The sequence below is a fragment of the Sporosarcina obsidiansis genome (assembly GCF_009651005.1).
Classification (GTDB): Bacteria; Bacillota; Bacilli; order Bacillales_A; family Planococcaceae; genus Sporosarcina; species Sporosarcina obsidiansis.
Genome location: NZ_WHVW01000047.1, coordinates 1 through 1,386 on the forward strand (window position 1 = coordinate 1; position 1,386 = coordinate 1,386).

Here is a 1,386-nt window from a genome sequence, read left to right on the forward strand (position 1 = left end):
GGCAACTTTTTTAAATTCCATTGCCCGCGATAATGATTGTAGTACGTCATATAACTTTTAATTTCACGTTTTACTTCCTCTAATGTTTCACACTCTTTAATATTCGTTTCATCCTTAAAATGCCCGAAAAATGATTCCTGTGGAGCGTTATCCCAACAGTTTCCTCGGCGAGACATCGATTGACCTAACCCCATTCGCATAACCGCAGTCTGGAATTCTGGATTTGTATAATGGAAACCTTGATCTGAATGAATAAAGGCACCTTCTGAAAGATGTCCATGTTTTCTCAATTTTTGAAGGGTATTCAGTACAATTTCTAGATGTAGTGAAGATGATACTTCATACGCTAAGATTTCGTTTGTCTCTGCGTCCTTAACCGTTGATAAATACGCACGTTTCCCGTCTTTATAGGTTAAATAGGTGATATCGGTTAATAATACTTTTCCTGCTATACCTTGCTTAAAGTTACGTTGTAATAGGTTCGGACATGTCCGATGTTCTTTTGTTGCTTTAGCCATCCGTCGATAAGGATTCGCCTTACGAATTGGACAAATTATATTGTATTTCTTCATAATACGGCGAATGCGCTTGAGGTTATACGTAATTTTATATTGATTTTGGAGCGTCATTTTAATTTGACGCGCGCCTTTATTACGCCCTTTGAAACGATAGGCCTTTAAAATGATGTCCCTTATGATTTCATCTGCTTGTTCTTGCGCTACGCGTTTTTGTATCGACTTTTCCGTGAAATAATTATAGTAGCTTGAACGAGAGACGCCCATTATTTCACATAAGAAGCTTACCATCCGCTTCAAGTTATACTTTTCAATTGTATAATGAATTAATTCAAATTTCATGCCTGTTGCGATTCTTATTTCTTCTTCAACGCCTGCCTTTCGAGTAGATCGAGCTTTTTTAGTAATTCATTCTCTGCACGTAATAATTGGTTTTTTGCTTCTAAACGAGCAATCTTCTCTTCAAGCGTTAATTCGCGTTCTAACGGACGACCAGAATTGCCTTTACGCGTATCTTGTAAACCTTTCACACCATATTTATCGTATGCAGCACGCCAACGCCTACTAGAAGCCTTCACACGTTCTTTACCGATTAGTCCAACATCAAGGCCGGCCGCCTCAAATATCTCCCGTGGAAATTTACCTTTTTCATTTTCTGCAATAAAATGGCATTTAAATTCATCTGAATAGGTGATGGCTTTTTCACTGACTGCCTTCACATTGGAATTACGTTTTAGTTGATCCTGTTCTTTTTTAGTAAATAATAGTTTAGTCATTTGATCACACCCCCGACATCATTTTTCATGTATAAACAAAAATACCCTATAAGAGGGACTTTTTCAAAGTGTCCATCTTATAGGGTACAGTTTAA

1 protein-coding gene is annotated in these 1,386 nt (G+C 37.4%); it reads right to left on the minus strand.

The genetic code is table 11. The features are described 5' to 3' along the window. Window positions 1-1,291, minus strand: a protein-coding gene (locus GD002_RS17570) for an IS3 family transposase (RefSeq protein WP_153733656.1) whose coding sequence is annotated in 2 segments (ribosomal slippage) — window positions 1-907 and window positions 907-1,291 — 1,292 coding nt annotated over the 2 segments. Because the reading frame shifts where the segments join, the coding sequence is not laid out codon by codon here. This gene is flagged as partial in the annotation. Window positions 1,292-1,386 lie beyond the last annotated feature (95 nt).